Annotated in this window: 13 protein-coding genes; 8 read left to right on the forward strand and 5 right to left on the reverse strand. The window is 53.2% G+C overall.

Annotated elements, in window-relative coordinates:
* Positions 1-289: 289 nt before the first annotated feature.
* The 8 genes from ltnD (at position 290) to K7X24_RS12330 (ending at position 11,732) form a co-directional block, all read left to right on the forward strand.
* Positions 290-1,204 carry an L-threonate dehydrogenase gene (gene ltnD, locus K7X24_RS12295; protein WP_224555138.1) on the forward strand — a complete coding sequence of 305 codons (915 nt, stop codon included), beginning with the start codon at positions 290-292 and terminating at the stop codon, positions 1,202-1,204.
* Positions 1,201-2,475 (forward strand): 3-oxo-tetronate kinase, encoded by a 1,275-nt coding sequence (gene otnK, locus K7X24_RS12300; protein WP_224555139.1) that lies wholly within the window; start codon positions 1,201-1,203, stop codon positions 2,473-2,475. The genes ltnD and otnK overlap by 4 nt, the downstream gene beginning before the upstream one ends.
* The gene (gene otnC / locus K7X24_RS12305; RefSeq protein WP_224555140.1) at positions 2,472-3,128 is read left to right on the forward strand and encodes a 3-oxo-tetronate 4-phosphate decarboxylase; all 657 of its coding nucleotides are present in this window, start codon (positions 2,472-2,474) and stop codon (positions 3,126-3,128) included. Before otnK ends, otnC begins: the two co-directional genes overlap by 4 nt.
* An 18-nt stretch (positions 3,129-3,146) precedes the next feature.
* The gene (gene otnI, locus K7X24_RS12310; protein WP_224555141.1) at positions 3,147-3,929 is read left to right on the forward strand and encodes a 2-oxo-tetronate isomerase; all 783 of its coding nucleotides are present in this window, start codon (positions 3,147-3,149) and stop codon (positions 3,927-3,929) included.
* A 193-nt stretch (positions 3,930-4,122) separates the two neighbouring features.
* Positions 4,123-5,481, forward strand: a complete 1,359-nt coding sequence (locus tag K7X24_RS12315) for a GntP family transporter (protein ID WP_224555142.1) — start codon at positions 4,123-4,125, stop codon at positions 5,479-5,481.
* Positions 5,482-5,782: 301 nt separating this feature from the next.
* On the forward strand, positions 5,783-7,462 hold the full coding sequence (locus tag K7X24_RS12320) for a methyl-accepting chemotaxis protein (protein ID WP_224555143.1): 1,680 nt from the start codon (positions 5,783-5,785) through the stop codon (positions 7,460-7,462).
* Positions 7,463-7,939: 477 nt separating this feature from the next.
* Entirely contained in the window at positions 7,940-9,610 is a 1,671-nt protein-coding gene (locus K7X24_RS12325; protein WP_224555145.1) for a methyl-accepting chemotaxis protein, read from the forward strand.
* Positions 9,611-9,926: 316 nt separating this feature from the next.
* On the forward strand, positions 9,927-11,732 hold the full coding sequence (locus K7X24_RS12330; protein ID WP_224555146.1) for an NEL-type E3 ubiquitin ligase domain-containing protein: 1,806 nt from the start codon (positions 9,927-9,929) through the stop codon (positions 11,730-11,732).
* A gap of 59 nt (positions 11,733-11,791) precedes the next feature.
* Here the strand turns inward: K7X24_RS12330 and dppF are convergent, their stop codons facing one another.
* The 5 genes from dppF to dppA form a co-directional block, all read right to left on the reverse strand.
* The gene (dppF, locus tag K7X24_RS12335) at positions 11,792-12,802 is read right to left on the reverse strand and encodes a dipeptide ABC transporter ATP-binding subunit DppF (protein WP_224555147.1); all 1,011 of its coding nucleotides are present in this window, start codon (positions 12,800-12,802) and stop codon (positions 11,792-11,794) included.
* Positions 12,799-13,779, reverse strand: a complete 981-nt coding sequence (dppD, locus tag K7X24_RS12340) for a dipeptide ABC transporter ATP-binding protein (RefSeq protein ID WP_095700998.1) — start codon at positions 13,777-13,779, stop codon at positions 12,799-12,801. The genes dppF and dppD overlap by 4 nt, the downstream gene beginning before the upstream one ends.
* A gap of 13 nt (positions 13,780-13,792) precedes the next feature.
* A complete protein-coding gene (gene dppC, locus K7X24_RS12345) occupies positions 13,793-14,695 on the reverse strand; it encodes a dipeptide ABC transporter permease DppC (RefSeq protein WP_103943207.1) in 903 nt (300 codons plus the stop codon).
* A gap of 13 nt (positions 14,696-14,708) precedes the next feature.
* Positions 14,709-15,728, reverse strand: a complete 1,020-nt coding sequence (gene dppB / locus K7X24_RS12350; protein ID WP_010296852.1) for a dipeptide ABC transporter permease DppB — start codon at positions 15,726-15,728, stop codon at positions 14,709-14,711.
* A gap of 210 nt (positions 15,729-15,938) precedes the next feature.
* Positions 15,939-17,546: a dipeptide ABC transporter periplasmic-binding protein DppA gene (gene dppA / locus K7X24_RS12355; RefSeq protein WP_224555148.1), complete on the reverse strand. Its 1,608-nt coding sequence runs from the start codon at positions 17,544-17,546 to the stop codon at positions 15,939-15,941.
* Positions 17,547-18,500 lie beyond the last annotated feature (954 nt).

The following is an 18,500-nucleotide window of genomic DNA, read 5'->3' on the forward strand; positions in this document are numbered from 1 at the left end:
ATAAATATTGTGAGAAACACCCCGTTTGATGACGATAATTATCATAAATTCACGTTACAAACCACGCCAGACATAACAACCTTTCTCATCACTCACTGAAAAAATAGAAATAATCGACTGATATATAAAGATAATAATGAAAACCATCTTCTCAGCGGGGGTCAGCTACACTGAATCATCACGATCTCAATGTTAATTTATGTGATAAAAATCACCACAATTTGTTCTGATAGTCCTTATATTTAACACCAGAGAACAAAAAATCACTAATTTTAACAAGGCAACCACGATGAAAAAGACTTCTGATTATGCTGTCGCCGTTATCGGTCTGGGTTCCATGGGCTTTGGCGCTGCGGCGTCCTGCATCAACGCTGGCCTGACGACATACGGTGTCGATATCAATCCGCAGGCGCTGGAACGCTTACGTCAGGCGGGTGCGGCGCAAGCTGACACGCGTATTGATGCCTTCGCTGACCAGCTGGATGCCGTCGTGCTGCTGGTGGTGAATGCCACACAGGTGAATGGGATTCTGTTCGGTGAGCCGCAGGTCGCAGCGAAACTCAAGCCCGGCACCGTGGTCATGGTGTCCTCCACGATCTCCGCGCAGGATGCCAAAAATATCGAGCAGCGTCTGGCTGAGCATCAGCTCATCATGCTGGATGCGCCCGTATCCGGCGGTGCGGTAAAAGCCGCTGCTGGTGACATGACGGTGATGGCATCCGGCTCCGATCTGGCTTTTGAGAAACTGAAACCCGTACTCGACGCCGTCGCAGGCAAGGTCTACCGCATCGGTGAAGAGATCGGGCTCGGTGCGACCGTTAAAATCATCCACCAGTTGTTGGCAGGCGTACATATCGCCGCTGGTGCAGAAGCGATGGCGCTGGCCGCTCGCGCCGATATCCCGCTGGATATCATGTACGACGTGGTGACCAACGCCGCCGGGAATTCCTGGATGTTCGAAAACCGCATGCGCCACGTGGTGGATGGCGACTACACGCCAAAATCTGCCGTTGATATCTTCGTCAAAGATCTGGGGCTGGTCACCGACACCGCTAAATCGCTCCATTTCCCACTGCCGCTGGCCTCCACCGCGTTCAACATGTTTACCGCCGCCAGCAACGCCGGATTCGGTAAAGAAGACGACAGCGCGGTCATCAAGATTTTTAACGGCATTACGCTGCCAGAAAAGAAGGGGGCGCCATGATCAAGCTAGGTGTGATTGCCGACGATTTTACCGGTGCCACGGATATTGCCAGCTTTTTGGTGAACAACGGGCTACCGACCGTGCAGCTCAACGGCGTACCGCCGTCCGATTTTAAGGTTGAGACGCAGGCCGTCGTGATTAGCCTGAAGTCGCGATCCTGCCCAGCGGAGCAGGCGGTAGCGGATTCCCTCAAGGCGCTGGCGTGGCTGCAACAGCAGGGCTGCCAGCAGTTCTACTTTAAATATTGTTCCACCTTCGACAGCACCGCGAAAGGCAACATTGGTCCGGTGACCGATGCACTGTTGGAACAGCTTGGCGAAACGCAAACCATCATCTCTCCGGCGCTGCCGGTGAACGGCAGAACCGTCTATCAGGGTCACCTGTTCGTGATGGATCAACTGCTGTCCGAATCCGGAATGCGCCATCATCCAGTCACACCGATGACGGACAGCAACCTGATGCGCGTCATGGAGCAGCAGGCTGCCGGGCGCTGCGGTTTGGTGCCGTATGCCGTGATGGATCAGGGGGCAGAGGCCGTCAAACAGCGTCTGACGCAGTTGAAAGAACAAGGCGTTCGCTATGTGGTGCTGGATACGTTGAACGAACAGCACCTGCTGACACAGGGCGAGGCACTGCGCGACATGAAACTGGTCACCGGTGGCTCCGGCCTGGCGATTGGGCTGGCGCGCCAGTGGGCAGAGTCTGCGGCACAAACCGGTTCCGCAACCGACGCAGGCAAGCCGCAGTCCGGCGCAGGCGTTGTGCTGTCCGGTTCCTGTTCGGTGATGACCAACAAGCAGGTCGCCCACTACCTGAAACAGGCGGCAGGTCGCGCGATTGACGTCGCACGCTGCTTAGAGAGCAATGACGCTCAGCAAGCCTACGTTCAGGAACTGGCCGACTGGGTGAAGGCACACCGTGACGACACACTCGCACCGCTGCTGTACGCCACCTCATCACCCGATGAACTGGCGCAAATTCAGCAGCGCTGGGGCGCGGAAGCCAGCAGTCAGGCGGTGGAGAAATTGTTTGCCGCCGTTGCCCGCCAGCTTCAGCAAAACGGTTTCCAGCGCTTCATCATCGCGGGCGGTGAAACCTCCAGCATCGTGGTACAGACGCTGGGCATCCGCGCGTTCCATATCGGGCCGTCAATTTCTCCCGGCGTGCCGTGGGTGCGCTCCACCAATCACCCACTCTCTCTCGCGTTGAAATCCGGCAATTTCGGTGATGAAGACTTTTTTGCCCGCGCCCAAAAGGAGTTTGCCGCATGAGCGAAAAACACCACAGCACTGAGGCTGCGCTGAACCGCGAGCAACGCGCACGCGAGGAAATGGTCAAGCTGGGCGCGTCCTTTTTCCAGCGCGGCTACGCCACCGGTTCGGCAGGCAACCTCTCACTGTTATTGGATGACGGCACGCTGCTGGCAACGCCGACTGGCTCCTGCCTCGGCGAACTGGATGCCGAACGGCTGTCCAAAGTCAGCATGAGTGGCGAGTGGATCTCCGGGGATAAACCGTCGAAAGAAGTCAGTTTTCACCTGTCGATTTACCGTAACGATCCCGAATGCAAAGCGATCGTTCACCTGCACAGCACCTATCTGACGGCGCTCTCCTGTCTGGAAGGGTTGGACACGCAGGATGCCATCAAGCCGTTCACGCCCTATGTGGTGATGCGCGTCGGTAAAGTGCCCGTCGTCCCTTATTACCGCCCCGGCGATGCGCGACTCGGTGAAGATCTGGCGAAGCTGGCGTCGCGCTATAAAGCGTTCTTGTTGGCTAATCACGGTCCCGTCGTCACCGGTAAGGATCTGCGTGCAGCGGCGGACAACATGGAAGAGTTGGAAGAAACCGCCAAGCTGATTTTTATTCTCGGTGATCGAAAAATTCGCTACCTCACCGCTGACGAAATTACCGAGCTCTCTTGATGAGCCGAGGAGTTAACCATGCCTAAGTTTGCTGCCAATCTTTCTATGCTGTTTACTGACGTGCCGTTTCTCGATCGTTTTAAAGCCGCTGCCGATGCGGGTTTCACCTCGGTCGAGTACCTGTTTCCTTATGAATATCCGGCACCGCTGCTGGCGGAAAAGCTGCGGGAAAATGGCCTTAAGCAGGTGTTGTTCAATACCGCGCCCGGCAATATTGCGGCGGGCGAATGGGGCGTCTCTGCCCTGCCCGACCGTATTGAAGATGCACGCCGGGATATCGATAACGCCTTGGAATATGCGCTGGCACTGAATTGCCCTTCGGTGCTGGTGATGGGGGGCGTCGTGCCGCCCGGTGAAGACCGTGCTGCCTATCAGCAAACCTTCATCGATAACCTGCGCTACGCCGCCGATAAGTTTGCACCGCACGGCATCAACATCATGATTGAGGCGCTGAGCGCGAAGGTGAAACCGAATTACCTGTTCGCCAGTCAGTATCAGGCGCTGGAATTAGCCAATCTGATCGACAGGCCGAACGTTTATATCCAGCTGGATTTCTTCCACGCGCAAATTGTCGATGGCAACCTGACGCAAATTATTCACGATTTGGCTGACCGCATCGGACATATTCAAATTGCTTCGGTTCCTGCACGACATGAACCCGATGAAGGGGAAATTAATTATCCGTTCATCTTTGCCGAATTGGATCGCGTGAATTATTCCGGCTGGGTTGGCTGTGAATATAACCCACGCGGTAAAACGGAAGACGGATTGGGATGGGCTAAACCCTATCTGAAGAAATAAGTTATCGCGGAAAATATTGCTGTTCCCATAAAAGAATAAACACCAGAGACATATTTATAAAATATCGAGAAAAGGTCAGGCTCCCGCATTATTCCGATGCGGGAATCAGGTCACCCTTTTCTTCAAATAAAACAATAACCCACTACCTTTTCAGCCTCTGAATTGAAAAGACGGGATCAATGAGGATAAGAACATGGCCACCTCGCTCTTACTCTGCATCGCTATCGCTGGGGTATTACTCCTGCTGCTGATGGTCATTAAATTTAAAATTCAGCCCTTTGTTGCCCTGCTGGTTGTCAGTTTACTCGTTGCCTTGGCAACCGGTATTCCCACTGGCGAAGTGATGAAGGTGATTACCTCCGGCATGGGCGGTATTCTCGGTTCGGTGGCGATTATTATCGGCCTCGGTGCCATGCTGGGCAGAATGATTGAAGTGTCCGGCGGCGCGGAATCCTTAGCGCACCGCTTTGCCCAATTAATGGGGCCGGGGTTAATGGTGGCAGCATTAACCATCGCCGCCTTTATTTTAGGTATTCCGGTCTTTTTCGATGTCGGCTTTATTATTCTCGCCCCGATTATTTACGGCTTTGCGAAAGTCGCTAAAGTTTCTCCGATTAAATTCGGTTTACCCGTCGCGGGCGTGATGCTGACCGTACACGTGGCGCTACCGCCCCACCCCGGCCCGGTTGCCGCCGCTGGCCTGCTGAATGCAGATATCGGCTGGCTGACCATTATTGGCCTGTTGGTGTCGATTCCTGTCGGCATTATCAGCTACTGGGCTGCCAAAGCCATGAACCGCCGTAAGTACGCACTTTCCGTTGAAGTACTAGAACAGTTGCAATTGGCGAAGTCGGAGGATGCTACGCCGAACACCGCTCCCGTGTCAGCCCCTTCGGCTGGGCTGATCGCCGCGCTGATCGCGATTCCTATCGCCATCATTATGCTCGGCACTGTGTCTGCGACCATCCTGCCTGCCGGACATCCGGTACGTAACGTGATGTCGCTGGTCGGCTCTCCCGCCGTGGCACTGCTAATTGCACTGGCACTCGCATTCTGGCTGATTGCCCTGCGTCGCGGCTGGTCGCTGGAAAAAGCCAGCGGTGTGATGGGCGATGCCATGCCTGCCGCCGCGATGGTCATTATGGTGACCGGTGCCGGTGGCGTGTTCGGTAAAGTGTTGGTGGAATCGGGCATCGGTAAAGCGCTGGCGGATACGCTGACCAGCATTCACCTGCCGCTGGTACCTGCCGCCTTTATTCTGTCGCTGGCGCTGCGAGCCTCGCAAGGCTCAGCCACCGTCGCCATTCTCACCACCTGCGGCCTGCTGAGCGAGGCCGTTAGCGGCCTGAACCAGATGCAACTGGTGCTGGTGACGCTCTCTGCCTGCTTTGGCGGGCTGGGTCTGTCGCACGTCAATGACTCCGGTTTCTGGATCGTCACCAAATATCTGGGGCTGTCCGTCGCCGATGGCCTGCGCACCTGGACGGTGCTGACGACTATCCTCGGGTTGGCCGGGTTCCTCTTCACCTGGGCGCTTTGGCTGGCCATGTAAACGTCACTATGTTCACCCTTGCGACGCTTCACTACGGGAAAACCGCTGATATTCAGCGGTTTTTCTCCTTATGCCAGAAAATACGCCCGTTTTACTCTTATATTCCGCACCTGACTATCCACACGCTGCCTTTATAATATATCTGGGGTAAGAAACCGTAGGTTCCCTCGCCGCCGCTAAGCAAGCCTGCAACCAATACATGATGTCATCAGAAGTACGCCCTATTCCTGACCTGTCATAGAAGATGCCCAACCCACAGGGCAGCACCTGCATCACCGATGAAAAATAATAAAGGAACATTATGAATTTTATAGCAAAAATGAAGCTTGGTACGATGCTGGGTACTGGCTTCGCCTCTGTCATCATCATCGGTCTGATGGTTGCCATTCTGGGGCGCGTGCATCTACTCGATCTGGGTGAAGATATTGAATCACTGTCCGAAAAAAATCTGGCCAGCCTCATCCTGATACAGGATGCTAAGAGCGGTTTTGATGCCGTAGCACGTTCAGTGCGTAACATTGGGCTGACAGACGATAGGAACCGCATTCAGGAAGAAAAGCGCCTGATCGATCAGCGAATTGCTCTCAATACCGAGACCTTGGCTAAGCTGTATGAGCATTTGTCTGAACCGGAAACACGTGACTCGCTGGATAGCCTGACACAGGCACGTCCGGCTTACCGGGATGCTGTAAATAAAGCGGTTGAGCTTGGCCTGTCCGAAAACCCTGAAGAAAGAGCGCGTGCCGTGCAGATCATGGTCAATGAAATGCAGGTTACGCAGGCACCCGTTTTTGCTGCACTGGATAGCATGCGGGAATTTCAGAAAAAACGGACACTGGATATGACGGCAAGCGCTATGCAGGAAGCACGCTCAGACGGTAACACCCTGATCCTCTTCGCCGCGATTGCTGTTCTTGTTGGTATTCTGGTTTCCGTACTGATTACCCGCACCATCAAAGGGTTGCTGGGTGGCGAGGTAGCCTACGCCGCGCAGATCGCTCAGGCGGTTGCGCAGGGAAATCTGGCAGTAGCCGTCAATCTGCGCCCCGGTGATAACCACAGTGTGCTGGCCGCCATGAACGGGATGCGTAAAAGCCTGAGCAGCATTGTTGAGCAGGTGCGTGAAAGCAGTGAATCCATTGCTACCGGTGCCAGCCAGATCGCCGCTGGCAGCACCGACCTTAGCCAGCGCACGGAAGAACAGGCGGCCAACCTGCAACAAACCGCCGCCTCAATGGAAGAGATGAGCCAAACCGTACGCCAAAACTCAGACACCGTGCGTAATGCCGCTCAGTTGGCACAAGCCGCCAGCCATACCGCGGCTAAAGGCGGTGAAGCCGTCAGCAATATCGTTGTCACCATGAAAGAGATTACCGACAGTTCACACAAAATTGGCGACATCATCAGCGTCATCGATGGTATCGCCTTCCAGACCAACATTCTGGCACTCAACGCCGCGGTGGAAGCCGCACGGGCGGGCGAGCAAGGCCGTGGTTTTGCCGTGGTAGCGGGCGAAGTTCGTTCACTGGCACAGCGCTCCGCAACCGCCGCCAAAGAGATTAAGGAGCTGATCGGCCACAGCGTCGAAAAAGTCGAAATGGGTTCCACGCTGGTTGGCGAGGCGGGAACCACTATCGAAGAACTGGTGCGTCAGGCGCGCCACGTTGCCGACTTGATCAATGAAATTGGCGTCACCACGCAGGAACAAGAATCGGGTGTCTCGCAGATTCATGATGCCGTTAACCAGCTCGATCAGGTCACGCAGCAGAACGCCGCGCTCGTTGAGCAATCTGCCTCCGCTGCCGATAGCCTGAGCGATCAGGCTGCTCATTTGGTAGAGCTGATGAAAATCTTCATCATTGAGGGCGGATCGTCACAGCACATTGCACCGCCGTTGAAACGGCCTGACAGCGCCAAACTCTCTCTCGCGAATCCTAAAAGCAGCACGGGAAGCGATAGCCAAAACTGGGAACAGTTCTAATTCTATACTCTAAATAATTCGAGTTTCAGGCAGGCGGCAAGAGAACGAGTCCCGATGAGCTTACTCAAGTAAGTGATTCGGGTGACAAATCTGCCGGGAGCAGATTTGAACGCTGCTTGCAGCGGCCCCAACGGGGCGAGGCTCATGGATGAGCCGAGTAACGAACGCTGCCAACGCACATGCAACTTGGAGTATGACGAGTATACACGGGGGATGGATCGCGCATCCCCCACTCGACTTTCACATCCCTTCACCGCCAGCAGCATCCATTCCCTGCGTTTCCTTTTTTTCCTCATCAGCATGCGGCAACGTCGACAACTAAAATCAATGTTTTCCCGGCTCATGCCGATATCCTAGAGTGGACTGCTTGGTTATTCATCAGAAGGATTTAGAAACCGCAGTCATACATCACTCTCGTCGTGCAAAAGGAAATCCGCTTAATAACAATAAATAGTGTAAATAAATCATGAGGATAATATGCAGAATAAAAGAAAAATGAAACTGGGTACTCAGGTCGGTTCGGGTTTTGCCATTGTGATTATTATCGGCCTGTTAGTGGCAATCTTCGGCAGAATGCATCTGGTTGGCCTCGGTAATACCACCGACAGACTTGCCAGGCACCACCTTGCCAATCTCATCGTGCTACAAGAATTGAAAGATAATCTTAACGTCACGATCAAAGCCACGTTGCGTATGCTTATCGCGACCGAGCAAAAGGTTCTGGAAGACAATCAAAAGCTGATTGAAACCACCAGCGCCAAAAACACGAAGCTTGTCGCTCAGTTGGAAGAAAATTTACGGGCACCGGAGGTTCGCAATATTCTGGGCGAACTTCAGCAAAACCGCACTGAATTTGCCACAGTAGGCCGCCAGTCAGTCGCACTGTCACTCAGCAATAGACAGGCCGAATCCATCGAGTTGGTCAAAACCCAGCTCGAACCCATACAAACCAAGCTTTTCAACAATCTGAACGCCATGATTCAGTTGCAGAAAGACTACACCACGCAAACAGCAGCCAGTGCAGTTGAAGAGTCCTACGATGATGGCAATTCATTACTGATTCTGGCTGTCATCGCCTCATTGCTCGGCGCCTGCATCGCCTGGCTTATTACCCGCCATATCAAGAAGCAATTGGGCGGCGAACCTGCCTATGCCACACAGGTCACACAAGAAATCGCGCAAGGTAATCTCGCGATACCAGTCGAACTCGCGTCAGGTGACAATACCAGCTTGCTGTTTGCTATGAATAACATGCGCAAAAGCTTAAGCAGCATTGTTGAACAAGTGCGTGAGAGCAGCGAATCTATCGCAACCGGCGCCAGCCAGATTGCCGCTGGCAGTACTGACCTCAGCCAGCGCACGGAAGAGCAGGCGGCTAATCTGCAACAAACGGCCGCCTCCACGGAAGAAATGAGCCAGACCGTGCGTCAGAATGCCGATACGGTGCGCAATGCCGCTCAACTGGCGCAGGCTGCCAGCGATACCGCCGCTAAAGGCGGTGAAGCCGTCGGCAACATCGTTATCACTATGAAAGAAATTACCGACAGCTCGCACAAAATTGGCGACATCATTAGCGTCATCGATGGCATCGCTTTCCAAACAAACATTCTGGCGCTTAACGCCGCAGTGGAAGCCGCTCGCGCAGGTGAGCAAGGCCGTGGCTTTGCCGTGGTGGCAGGCGAGGTTCGCTCGCTGGCACAGCGTTCTGCAACGGCAGCCAAAGAAATTAAAGAGCTGATCGGCCACAGCGTCGAGAAAGTCGAGGTAGGTTCCAGACTGGTCAGCGAGGCAGGAACGACAATCGAAGAACTGGTGCGTCAGGCACGCAACGTTGCCGATCTGATTAACGAAATTGGCGTCACCACGCAGGAACAAGAATCCGGCGTCTCGCAGATTCATGATGCTGTTAATCAGCTTGATAAGGTGACACAGCAGAATGCCGCGCTTGTTGAACAATCCGCTTCCGCTGCCGATAGCCTGAGCGATCAAGCGGCTCATCTGGTCGAGCTGATGAAAACCTTCACCGTTGAGGGCGGATCGTCATCGCGCACTACACCACCGTTGAAAACCCCCTCCAGTGCGACACTCTCCCTGACAAACCATAAAAGCAGCTCAGGAAGTAGCAACCAAAACTGGGAAACCTTTTAACAGTTAATCAAGGGATATCAAGACAGCCGATCATTCATCCGTTTCAGACTGATGATGAACCCCGTGTTTTTACATGGGGTTTTCTTTTTGAGCGCTCATAGGTCGCGACCGCAATATTTTTCCCAATGTTAACCCGCTGGAGTGTAAATAGCAGGATCAGCGCTGAGCTATTAATTTTATGCATGATGCACCGACGCGTGGCAGACACCCTCTCTTCCGCTTTTTGATATCCCCACCACAAGATGCTAAGCAAACTATTCCTTTGATTTAAAAACAGCGCCAGCAAGCCGCTGGTGAATCTTACAAAGGAAAACGTATGCCCTACATCAATACCTCCCCCGTGTCTTTTCACGCAACCATAAACAGCAGTCGCATAAACAACGTCAGAGACCAGCAGCATCAATCCAACGACTGTTCATTGTGGCCGAAGATGAAAGAATGGTTCCCTCAGTCAAATGAGACTCACGCTGAAGCACTGCTGAGTGAGTTTTACCAGCCTGCCACCGACGTTTCACCGCGGGATCGATTATTCAATTTTGTGCAGTTGAAGACGCTACTTTCTCCGGAATACCAAAATAAGCTCGTCACTGAGCGCCTAGACGGAACAGGGGAGACGGTCTGCACCATCGTCCCCAGTGGTAATGATGCCCCCACGTCTGTCGCACTCGCGCTAAGTGAAGATGACCACAACGCCGCACAGGAGCTCATAACACTACACGAGTGGGTATGCGCGTCTCCCCACGAAGAGGCTGAAAATCGTGACATTGCCGCACAATGGATTCGGGCGTGCTGGAAAGATAATGGAACTTCATTGAACTTGGAAAGTTTAGAATTAACTACCCTGCCTGACACCTTGCCCCAGAAACTAAAAAGACTAGATGTCAGCAACAACCAACTGACCACTCTGCCAAACTCCCTGCCGCCGGGAATAACCAGACTTAACGCCAACTATAACCAACTGGCCACTCTGCCAGATTCCCTGCCATCGGGAATAATCACACTTTATGTCAGCAATAACCAACTGACCACTCTGCCAGACTCTCTGCCGCTGGGAATAATCACACTTGATGCCAGATATAACCAACTGACTACTCTGCCAGACTCCCTACCGCCGAGAATGACCATACTTGATGTCAGCCACAATCGCCTGACCCCCCTTCCTGACACCTTGCCCCAGAGGCTGGCTCTGCATACTGAAGGGAATCCGCTTGCTGAGAGGACGTTAGACGTCTCTGTTGCCGCCTGGAACACCACTGAGATATCGAGCAAGTGGGCAGCCTTCAACGATGAGCAAAATGCCCCCGCATTCAGCGCCTTTTTGGACAGACTCAATGGGACAAAAACTGCAAAAAATCACCCTGCGTTCAAAAATGAAATTTCCAGTTGGCTGACGCGGCTAGCCGATGACAACAAACTGAGAGAAAAAACCTTTTCTATTGCCACCGATGCCACTGCAAACTGTGAAGACCGCGTTATCTTTACCTACCATCAGATGAAAAATGCAGAAATAACGCACCGCATTGAATCTGGCGAGGATGATAAAGACCTTCCCAAACTGCTCGGTACCGGGCGGGAAGTTTTTCGCCTTGAGCAACTCGAACATATTGCCAGAAAAAAAATTCAGCAACTGGATGCAGGCGCTTATGCCGGTCGCGATGTAGATGAAATTGAAGTGTTCCTTGGCTACCAGAACAGCCTGAGAAATAAGCTTGAGTTGACCACCATCACCCCTGAAATGGAGTTCTTTGGAGTTTCAAATATCACAGAGGAGGACAGGCATCAGGCCGAAGCGCTAGTCAAAACCGCTGAAAAAAGCGAATTTCCGTCCTGGTTTTCGCAATGGGCCCCATGGCATGAAACAGTTGCGCGTATAGCGCCTAATGAATGGGAAGAGACAAATAACAAAAAATCGGAACACTATGAGAAAGCGTTTAACGAGTCGGTTGAAACCGAACTGAAGCCTTTGAAGCTGGAAAACGATAATGACGCCATACGCGCTCTCGGTGTAAGAGTGCTCAAAGAGACCGAAAAAACCGCGTTTGAAGCCATGACCAAGAAAATACTCCCCAACAAACTTTTCACCTCACCCTGGGAGCCAAAAACAGCGCCAGAACAGCGATAACACCGAAGCACATCGCGTTCCCCCACGCCTTATCAACGCCGCGTGGGGGATAAGGAACATTAGACGATAACAGTACCCTGTTCATCCTGATCGACAGCGAAGCAGGCAACCTGCTGCTCACCGTAGGTCTTAAGCTGCGGCTGGAACTGGGTGCAGGTGCTGAAGCAGCGCTGACAACGGGCATTGAACGCGCAGCCTGGTGGTGGATTCAGTGGGCTAGGCAGCTCACCCGTCAGCTTGATGCGCTCGCGGCGTAAATCTGGATTCAGGCGTGGCGTCGCGGAAAGTAACGCTTGCGTATACGGGTGACGCGGGTTGTTGAAAATGGCATCTTTACTGCCCTTCTCGACACAGCGGCCCAGATACATCACCATCACTTCATCAGCGATATGTTCAACAACGGACAAATCGTGCGAGATGAAGACGTAAGACAGCCCCAGATCCTGCTGCAAGTCCATCATCAGGTTCAGCACCTGTGCGCGAACCGACACGTCCAGCGCCGAAACCGGCTCATCAGCAATCACCACGTCCGGGTCCAGCATCAACCCACGGGCGATAGCGATACGCTGACGCTGGCCGCCGGAGAACATATGCGGATAGCGATCATAATGCTCCGTTTTCAGCCCCACTTTCGCCATCATCGCCAGCGCTTTTTCACGGCGTTCGGCTTTTGACAGCTCAGTGTTGATCTGGAGCGGTTCTTCCAGGATCTGACCGACTTTCTTACGTGGATTGAGCGATCCATACGGATTCTGGAAAACGATCTGGATCTTCTGCCGACGCAGTTTCTGCGCTTGCGGATCGTGCTTCAGCAGATCCTGCCCCTGATAGTACAGTTCGCCATCCGATGGAGTTTCGATCATCGTCAGCAGGCGACCCAGCGTGGATTTTCCACAGCCAGATTCTCCGACCACCGCCAGCGTTTTACCGCGCTCCAGCGTAAAGGAAACACCGTCCAGCGCTTTCACCATCCGCTCTGGCGCGAAAAAGCCCTTTTTCACTGGATAGTGTTTTTTCAAATCAATCGCATGCAGCAAATACGGCTGCGATGGTGCGTTCAGTTCACTCATAGGGTTGGCCTCCCCGCATCATCGAGCGGTGTATGACATTTCACCTGACGACCAGGAATATCGCGCAGTGCAGGTTCTTCCTGACGGCAGCGGTCCTGCGCATAGGGGCAGCGCGGGTTTAACAGACAGCCGTTCGGGCGGTCATATTTACCCGGTACCACACCCGGCAGCGATGCCAGTCGGGATTTATCCGCCGCAAACTCCGGTAGCGCACGCAGCAGCGCCTGGGTATACGGATGACGAGGTGCGCGGAAAATATCCGCCGCTTTGCCTGATTCCACCACTTGCCCGGCATACATCACAATGATGTGATGTGCCGCTTCGGCCACCAGCGCCAAATCGTGCGTAATCAGGATCAGCGCCATGTTTTCACGCTGCTGCAATTCGAGCAGCAGTTCGATGATCTGCGCCTGAATGGTCACGTCCAGCGCCGTGGTTGGTTCATCGGCAATCAGCAGTTTCGGCCGGCAGGCAATCGCCATCGCGATCATCACGCGCTGGCTCATCCCGCCGGAAAGCTGGTGCGGATACACGTCAAGACGCGAACCCGGATCGGGAATCCCGACCAACGTCAGCAGGTCAATCGCTCGCTGACGACGGGTTTTGCGATTACCGCCCTGATGCACCTTGATGGCTTCCATGATCTGGTAGCCCACGGTGTAACACGGGTTCAGGCTGGTCATCGGGTCCTGGAAAATCATCGCGACTTCAGAACCCACCAGATTACGCCGTTCTTTCTCAGAAATTTTCGTTAAATCACGCTGGTTAAATTCCAGCTTGTCGGCCATCACTTTGCCGGGGTAATCGATCAGCCCCATAATCGCCAGCGAGCTGACGGATTTACCGGAGCCAGATTCCCCGACGATACCGACCACCTGCCCTTCTTCCACCTGATAGCTGATGCGATCGACCGCACGAAACGGCAGATCCTCATCGCCAAAGTGAACCGACAGTTTATCTACATTGAGCAACGCCATCTCTCTACCTCTACTACTGCTTGAGTTTGGGGTCGAGAGCATCACGCAAGCCGTCCCCCATCAGGTTAAACGCCAATACCGTCAGTAAGATTGCCAGACCGGGGAACGTCACCACCCACCAGGCGCTTTGCGCAAACTGCAAAACGTCCGACAGCATGGTGCCCCACTCTGGCGTTGGCGGCTGTGCGCCCATACCGAGGAAACCCAAAGCAGCCATATCAAGAATGGCGTTAGAAAAGCCGAGAGAAGCCTGCACAATCAGCGGTGCCAGGCAGTTAGGAAGAATGTTGACGAACATCTGGCGTGCCGAACTCGCTCCCGCCACGCGTGAAGCCGTGACGTAGTCGCGATTGACTTCCACCAGCACCGCCGCACGGGTCAAACGGACATAGTGCGGCAACGCCACGAAAGTCAGCGCCAGCGAAGCATTCACAATCGAAGGCCCGAAGACGGCGACCAGCACCAGCGCCAGCAGCAGGCTCGGCAGTGCCAGCATGATATCGACAACACGCATGATGAGCGCATCGACCACACCGCCGAAATACCCGGCCAGCAGACCGAAGATCACCCCCAGCACCAGCGACAACGCGACGACCAAACAGCCGACCAGCAGCGACAGGCGTGCACCGTACATCAGACGGGACAGAACATCACGCCCGACGTCGTCCGTTCCCAGAATAAACTGCCAGCTTCCGCCCTCTTGCCAGACCGGCGGACGAAGCAGCGCATCGCGGAACTGCTCAGCGGGCGCATGCGGCGCCAGTACGTTGGCACCAATGGCGATAATCAGCATCAGCACGACATACACCATGCCAACAACCGCCCCTTTGTTACGTTTAAAATAGTGCCAGAATTCCTGTAGCGGGGTCATCGGCTTCGGTGCGCTATTTACAACAGGTTCAGTGACGTGTGTCATCTTAGCCTTCCCCTTATTTCTTGTGACGGATGCGTGGGTTAACCACACCGTAGAGCACATCGACCAGCAGGTTCACCAGAATGATCATGGTTGCCACCAACAGTACGCCGCCCTGAACCACCGGATAGTCACGACGCTGTAATGCATCGATCAACCACCGTCCCAGCCCCGGCCAGGAGAAAATGGTTTCCGTCAGGATCGCCCCAGCCAGCATGGTGCCGACCTGTAAACCAATCACCGTTACCACCGGCAGCATCGCATTACGCAACGCGTGCACGACAATCACACGCAGACGGCTCAGCCCTTTAGCGCGAGCGGTACGAATGTAATCCTCACCCAGCACTTCCAGCATGGCAGAGCGCGTCATACGCACAATCACCGCCAGTGGAATGGTGCCCAGCACGATGGCAGGCAGGATCATGTGTTGAACGGCATCGATAAAGTCGCCTTCCTCACCCCAGAACAGGGTATCGATCAGCATAAAACCGGTCAGCGGCATGCTGTCATCGAGGAAAATCGTGTCGCTGATACGCCCCGAAACGGGCGTCAGGTTGAGCTGAACGGAGACCAGCATAATCAGCATCATGCCCCACCAGAAGATAGGCATGGAGTAGCCCGTCAGCGCCAGGCCAACAGAGGTATGATCGAAAATGGAACCACGTTTGACCGCAGCCAACACGCCAACCGGAATCCCCACTGCGATAGCAAACATCATCGCGCAGATACCCAGTTCCAGCGTCGCTTTGAAGCGAGGCACAAATTCTTCCCACACGGGGATACGACTCTTGAGGGAGATCCCGAGATCGCCCTGCATCACACCGCCAATATAGTGGAGGTATTGCTGCCAAAGCGGCTTGTCCAGCCCCATTTCAGCCAGCAATTGCGCATGGCGCTCGGCGGAGATACCTCGTTCCCCCGCCATGATCATCACCGGGTCGCCCGGAATCATGTGCACGAATGCGAAGGTCAATAGGGTGATACCAATAAACGTTGGGATAACGAGCCCCAAACGCCGGAGTATGAACTGCAACATATCCCGAACTCTCTATTCATGCCCGTTGGCTCATTGGCCATCAGGCTTATCATTGCTCACAGCATAAAAAATCGTCAGGAACGATTTTAAACGTCGTGTACGACGGCCCACCATAAAATTTAACGGGCAAGAAACCCCGCCTCCACGGCTCCTCTAACGAGAAACCGCAAGGTCGGGGTTTTTAATGTCCGTGAAAAACGAGTGGCTGACTTAATCCAACGTCACGTTGTTGAAGCTATGCACGCCACGCGACTGAATCACATAACCTTTCACGTTTTTACGCACTGGCTCGTACACGGTGGAGTGCGCAACAATCAGCGCCGGAGCCTGATCGTGCATCACAACCTGCGCCTGCTTGTACAGTTCAATACGTTTTTCGTGATCGGAAACAGCGCGCGCCGGTTGGATCAAATCTTCAAACGGCTTGTAACACCACTTGGAGTAGTTGGAGCCATTTTTGGCCGCGTCGCAGCTGAACAGGGTCGCAAAGAAGTTATCTGGATCCCCATTGTCGCCAGTCCAGCCCATCAGCACGGTCTGGTGCTCGCCGTCTTTCGCGCGCTTCAGATACTCGCCCCACTCGTAGGTGACGATCTTGGCTTTCACGCCCACTTTCGCCCAGTCGGACTGAATCATTTCCGCCATACGACGAGCATTCGGGTTGTACGGACGCTGTACTGGCATTGCCCACAGGTCGATAGCGAAACCGTCAGCCATACCTGCTTCTTTCAGCAGTGCTTTCGCTTTTTCAGGATCGTAGCTGTAGTCTTTAACGTCGTTGTTGTAGCCCCACATAGTCGGCGGGATCAGGTTAGTCGCGGCCTGACCAGCACCCTGATAGACCGCCTCAATGATGGCAGACTTGTTCACTGCATAGTTCAGCGCCTGGCGAATCTTGACGTTATCCAGCGGTTTTTTCTCAACGTTGTAAGACAGGTAGCCGACGTTCAAGCCCGGCTTTTCCAGCAACGTGATGTTTTTGTCTTCTTTCATGCGGGCAAGATCGGCCGGGTTTGGATACGGCATGATCTGGCATTCGTCTTTTTGCAGCTTGGCGTAACGTACAGACGCATCTGGCGTGATAGAGAAGACCAGACGGTCAATACCCGGCTTGGTGCCCCAGAAGCCTTCAAAGGCTTTGTACAGAATACGGGAATCTTTCTGGTACTGTTGCAGTTGGAACGGACCTGTACCAATTGGGTTCAGGTCAACCTTCTCTGGCGTACCGGCTTTCAACATCTGATCCGCATATTCCCCCGACAGGATGGAAGCGAAGTCCATCGCCAGGTTTGCCAGGAACGGCGCTTCAGGGCGGTTCAGCACAAAGCGGACGGTGTAGTCGTCGACTTTTTCGATTTTGCTGACCAGTTCCGGCATACCCATACCTTGATAGTATTCATAGCTGCCTCCAGATACTTTGTGGTACGGATGGTTGGCATCCTGCTGACGCATGAAGGAGAAAATCACGTCATCGGCATTGAATTCACGAGAAGGTTTGAAGTCCTTGCTGTCTTGCCATTTCACGCCTTTGCGCAAATGGAAAGTATAGGTTTTGCCGTCTTCGCTAATATCCCATTTTTCAGCCAGACCCGGACCGGTGTCCGTAGTGCCGTCTTTAAATTCCACCAGGCGGTTATAAATAGGAATAGAGCTGGCATCAAACGTTGTACCGGAGGTGAACAGCTGCGGGTTAAAACCTTCTGGGGAGCCTTCTGAGCAGTACACCAGCGTTTTTGCCTGAACACCTACCGCGACGGACATGGCGAGTAAGCCAAGGCCGAACTTCAATACCCTTGATCTAACGAGGGATTTTTCCATTACTTGTGCTCCATTGTGGATGATGTTGTGTGCTATACCCGCCATACTCCAAGCTGCATAGACGTTAATACTGTCGTTAAAAACGCAGTGGTTAACAGCGCTGATATTCCGTCCTGCATCTCGAAATCAATTGGGTATGGTTGGCCAGACCTGTATTTTTACGAACTGTGGTCTTGTACCCTGTCGCCCGAAGGCAAAATTCAAATAATGAGGGAGAGGAAAGGTGGTTACCAAAACCGATGGCCGTCACGCTGTTGGATAGAGTCATAATAACTACAACGTATACCTTGACGCGCCACAACCCGCTCACGGATGCTGGATGAAGACGTAGAATCATTCAGACAAGCCGCTGCTTTCCTCCTTATATCCCTATGACGCCCTCAATTTCTCAACAGATGGCGGTGACGTCAATATAAGCTGTAAGGATTTACAAAATTTCCTTACATTTTCTTAAAAGAGAAAATACAAGTTCATCACCTCAAGGAAGGCATATTCTCTGTCTTTTGATGAAAAAACAGCGATAGAAACTGATACATTGCGGACATAAAGAAATTATCACCATTAAAAAAACTATAGTCATCTGGTCTTACATGTCCAAGATTTGAGCACTATTTTTTGTTAAAAACGTTAACAACAGGTGAAAACTCTGACAGATAATAAGAAATTCTGATATTTACCACGGCACCATAAGTAGACAAATGACTATCTACGCTACATAAAAAAACTCTATGCGACATAAAAAGCGTTGTTTCCCCCTCCTTTAACGGGCAGCAAGCACGCTCTACATCGTTGTTTATCTGTGGGATAGCCGTTACCAGAGCTCCGTTGCTGGATACATCCGTTAGATAAAGCATAGATACAAAGGCGACTGACATAGGGTCGAGAACGCATTTTGTCCTGCGATACGGCAGCGTCGTCAACCAGCGAAACAATGATATCGCTCAATAATTACCT

The organism is Pectobacterium versatile (assembly GCF_020166435.1).
GTDB lineage: Bacteria > Pseudomonadota > Gammaproteobacteria > Enterobacterales > Enterobacteriaceae > Pectobacterium > Pectobacterium versatile.

Coding starts and splice junctions, on each gene's coding strand:
- ltnD (WP_224555138.1), top strand. CDS start 290: ATGAAAAAGACTTCTGATTATGCTGTCGCCGTTATCGGTCTGGGTTCC.
- otnK (WP_224555139.1), top strand. CDS start 1,201: ATGATCAAGCTAGGTGTGATTGCCGACGATTTTACCGGTGCCACGGAT.
- otnC (WP_224555140.1), top strand. CDS start 2,472: ATGAGCGAAAAACACCACAGCACTGAGGCTGCGCTGAACCGCGAGCAA.
- otnI (WP_224555141.1), top strand. CDS start 3,147: ATGCCTAAGTTTGCTGCCAATCTTTCTATGCTGTTTACTGACGTGCCG.
- K7X24_RS12315 (WP_224555142.1), top strand. CDS start 4,123: ATGGCCACCTCGCTCTTACTCTGCATCGCTATCGCTGGGGTATTACTC.
- K7X24_RS12320 (WP_224555143.1), top strand. CDS start 5,783: ATGAATTTTATAGCAAAAATGAAGCTTGGTACGATGCTGGGTACTGGC.
- K7X24_RS12325 (WP_224555145.1), top strand. CDS start 7,940: ATGCAGAATAAAAGAAAAATGAAACTGGGTACTCAGGTCGGTTCGGGT.
- K7X24_RS12330 (WP_224555146.1), top strand. CDS start 9,927: ATGCCCTACATCAATACCTCCCCCGTGTCTTTTCACGCAACCATAAAC.
- dppF (WP_224555147.1), bottom strand. CDS start 12,802: ATGAGTGAACTGAACGCACCATCGCAGCCGTATTTGCTGCATGCGATT.
- dppD (WP_095700998.1), bottom strand. CDS start 13,779: ATGGCGTTGCTCAATGTAGATAAACTGTCGGTTCACTTTGGCGATGAG.
- dppC (WP_103943207.1), bottom strand. CDS start 14,695: ATGACACACGTCACTGAACCTGTTGTAAATAGCGCACCGAAGCCGATG.
- dppB (WP_010296852.1), bottom strand. CDS start 15,728: ATGTTGCAGTTCATACTCCGGCGTTTGGGGCTCGTTATCCCAACGTTT.
- dppA (WP_224555148.1), bottom strand. CDS start 17,546: ATGGAAAAATCCCTCGTTAGATCAAGGGTATTGAAGTTCGGCCTTGGC.